The following is a 3,336-nucleotide window of genomic DNA, read 5'->3' as shown; positions in this document are numbered from 1 at the left end:
ACTAGATTATAATAAACAGTGTAATGTTTTCACCTAAGTCATACATGCTTATACTTAGGACAGGCCTCTCTTTACTTCTCTTTTAGCAGCTTTCAAACCTTGCATCTGTTGTGCTTCGTAGGTTTTAGTATATAATTTAAACTGGAAAACTATGAAAACTAAAAAGATAGCAATGCTAAAGTATGTAGGAAACGGATTTTGTCTAGCCATCATTGCTGGCTTAGTAGCTTGTGGTGGCGAAGCAGAAACTGAAAGTTATGAATCTGTTGCCGAAAACGAAATTGTCGAAACAGATGCGCCTCAAGCTACCGGTAGCACCTGGGACAATGACAGCTTTAACAGCACCTTTACTTCAACAGAAAGGTTTGGAGGCTGGGATGCAAACGGTGATCAAATGTTAGATGAAAATGAGTTTAACGACAGTTTCTTCTCAACCTGGGATGACAATGACGACAATAAGCTAGATGAAAATGAATGGCAAACGGCTGCCAATGATTATGGTGTAGAAAACCAAAACTGGAGAGATTGGGATGCCAACTCTGACAATAACATTGATCAGAATGAATTTAGGGCGGGTATGGCTAACAGTAACTACCGGACCGAGTGGGACAGGGATCAGGATAACATGATAAACGAAAGAGAATATTCTGACGGAATATTTAGCCTGTGGGATGGCAACAACGACAATACACTGGATGAAAAAGAGTATAATGAAAATTATAGTCGCTATTACGGCTCTTAATTTTTAGAGATATATAAAGTAAAGAGCGTCTGCCGGAATAGAGACCAGCAGGCGCTCTTTTGATTATGAATAAGTTAATAACCCAGCTTTTGGCGAACACGCTGTAATACAGGCGATGCAATTGCTTTCGCTTTTGCTGCACCCTCTAGCAGCTTTTTATCTAACTCAGGCAGATTGTTCATATAGTAATTAAACAACTCCCGCTCTTTTGCATATTTGGTGATGATAAGCTCATACAGTGCCTGCTTCGAATGACCGTAACCGTAGCCCCCTGCCAGGTAATTATTCCGCATCGTTTCAATTTGCTCCGGAGATGCCAGAAGGCTATATAGTTTGAAGACTGTATCATTTTCAGGCTCTTTCGGTTCTTCCAGCGCTTTACTGTCGGTCACGATACTCATGATTGTCTTACGGAGCGGCTTATCTGCTTCAAAAATATCAATGATATTGCCGTACGATTTGCTCATTTTCTCACCATCAAGGCCAGGCACTGTCATTACGGTTTCATCTACTTTAACCTCAGGTAACACAAAAGTGTCTCCGTGGGCATGATTAAATGAACTGGCAATATCGCGGGTAATCTCAAGGTGCTGAATCTGGTCTTTCCCTACAGGTACAAAATTGGCATCATATAGAAGTATATCGGCTGCCATAAGTACGGGGTACGTAAACAAACCCGCATTTACATCGGAGAGGCCACGGCGCGATGATTTATCTTTGAAGGAATGTGCATTGGCCAGCATCGGAAACGGTGTATAGCAGTTAAGGTACCAGTTTAATTCTGCTACCATGGGCACGTCAGACTGGCGATAAAAGATATGCTTCTCTGTATCAAAACCAAAAGCAAGCCATGCTGCTGCTACTGAGTAGGTATTGTGGCGCAGTACTTCAGCATCGCGAATGGTGGTAAGCGAGTGCATGTCTGCAATAAAGTATAGAGCTGCCTCATCAGAGGTTTGAGAAAACTTGATAGCAGGAATAATAGCGCCCAGCAGGTTGCCTAGGTGCGGACGGCCCGTACTCTGTATTCCTGTAAGATATCGTGCCATAGGTTTAGGTGTTGTAGTTTAGGCTGCAAATTAAGCGAAATTGCCTGAAAGGAGGAAGTATAAATCAAAGCCGCTGCTTCTGAACGGTAATTAGAAGCAAGTATGGGTATGGTTTCAGCTAACTGTGCTGTCTGAAGTGAAAACTAAAGCAAGCACAAAATGAGCGAGCTGCTAGCTGACAGCCGAAAGTATATTTTTATGCAGCAGCAGGCAGGATGTACATTAAGCTATTTCAAGCCACTCTGGGGCTTAAGCTGCTACTACTTTCGGTGGGCTGTTTTTTTGTTTTCTGAGAGAGTTTAAATTTGAAAGTAGGATAGCCGCGAGAATCAGTGCAACTCCAAGCCACTGTACAGCCCATACTTCTTCGTTTAGGACCAAGCTCGACATTAACACCGCCACCGGAAGCTCTGCCGCACTAAGTATGGCACTTAGCCCGAGGCCTACTTTGGGAATGCCGTAGGCGTAAAATAGCGGGGGTATAACCGTTCCGAACAAGGCTAACAAGATGCCCCACTTAAACAAGCCATCAAACAAAGCACCGTTTACCAAAAATACTGGCGGGAAGATGGTGAATATTAAAATGCAGGCTCCTGTTAATATCAAGGCACTCTTAGTTGCAGGATGTAAATGATTGCCGGCGGAGCCGTTTACCATCAGAAAGAGAGTGTAACTAAATGCTGCCAAAAGGCCATACACAATACCTGATAGCTCAAAATCGGGTATAGTGCCTGAGAATAACCTGCCTGCCAGTGCTGTGCCAAACAGCACCAATACCACTGTGGCAATTTGCAGGAGGCTAGGTAGTTTGCGTTTTATAATAGAATCCAACAGCAAGCTCATCCAAGTGAACTGCATAAGCAGCAGAATGGCTATGGAGGCAGGCACTGCCTGGACACATTTGTAATAGAAAATGCTGACAAGGCCGGTACTGGTACCCATGGCAACCAGCTTCAAAGCCTCCTTGAACGACGTGTTGTCGGCTTTACTGCTAAGCAGCTTGCGCAACAACACGATTGTCCAAAGAATAATCAACCCAAAAAAAACCTGAGTGCCCGTTACTTCACCCAAGTTAAAACCATCCTTGTAAGCTAGCTTTACAAATGTTGATAGCACTCCAAAACTACAAGCGCCAAGAAAAACCAAGGCGACACCTCTGAACATAATTGTTCCTCCAGTCTAAAATAATCAACCCAAAAAAATAGAAAAGAAGAGGCTGCAGTAGCCCCAAATACAGAAGAGGGGTACTGTTACAGGTCGTGTAGTTCGTATCCTGTAATGAAGATTTGTGTATGTGCTAAAAAATCTGGCATTTGCTATTTTGCAAGACTGCAAAGGTACGTGACTGTTGAGTATAATTCCAAATATATTTTAACATCTTACTTATGAAATATTATAATCACTTAATTACCTTTTGTTTAAGTTTTAAAAGTAGATGGCAATTCTATACTTAGACAGGCCTTGATTTCTAAGTATAAGATTATTTGAATTTGATGATCTCTCTTTCGGCTAACATTTTCTATAGCCTAGATATAAAGATAGACG

General features: G+C 42.3%; 3 protein-coding genes. 1 reads left to right on the top strand and 2 read right to left on the bottom strand.

Annotation, left to right across the window (positions count from 1 at the left end; genetic code table 11):
* Positions 1-151: 151 nt before the first annotated feature.
* Positions 152-742: a hypothetical protein gene (locus ACFQ2O_RS20665; protein WP_377532596.1), complete on the top strand. Its 591-nt coding sequence runs from the start codon at positions 152-154 to the stop codon at positions 740-742.
* Positions 743-816: 74 nt separating this feature from the next.
* On the opposite strand, the gene trpS is transcribed toward ACFQ2O_RS20665, so the two are convergent.
* Together trpS and ACFQ2O_RS20655 are read right to left on the bottom strand one after the other, a co-directional pair.
* On the bottom strand, positions 817-1,791 hold the full coding sequence (gene trpS / locus ACFQ2O_RS20660; protein ID WP_377532593.1) for a tryptophan--tRNA ligase: 975 nt from the start codon (positions 1,789-1,791) through the stop codon (positions 817-819).
* A gap of 249 nt (positions 1,792-2,040) precedes the next feature.
* Positions 2,041-2,955, bottom strand: a complete 915-nt coding sequence (locus ACFQ2O_RS20655; protein ID WP_377532591.1) for an EamA family transporter — start codon at positions 2,953-2,955, stop codon at positions 2,041-2,043.
* Positions 2,956-3,336 lie beyond the last annotated feature (381 nt).

The sequence above is a fragment of the Pontibacter rugosus genome (assembly GCF_042678745.1).
GTDB classification, from domain to species: Bacteria; Bacteroidota; Bacteroidia; order Cytophagales; family Hymenobacteraceae; genus Pontibacter; species Pontibacter rugosus.
This window is presented reverse-complemented; position numbering and strand designations above follow the sequence as displayed.

Bases quoted from the DNA above. Each gene is read 5' to 3' on its own strand.
- trpS (WP_377532593.1), bottom strand. From the start codon at position 1,791: ATGGCACGATATCTTACAGGAATACAGAGTACGGGCCGTCCGCACCTA.
- ACFQ2O_RS20665 (WP_377532596.1), top strand. From the start codon at position 152: ATGAAAACTAAAAAGATAGCAATGCTAAAGTATGTAGGAAACGGATTT.
- ACFQ2O_RS20655 (WP_377532591.1), bottom strand. From the start codon at position 2,955: ATGTTCAGAGGTGTCGCCTTGGTTTTTCTTGGCGCTTGTAGTTTTGGA.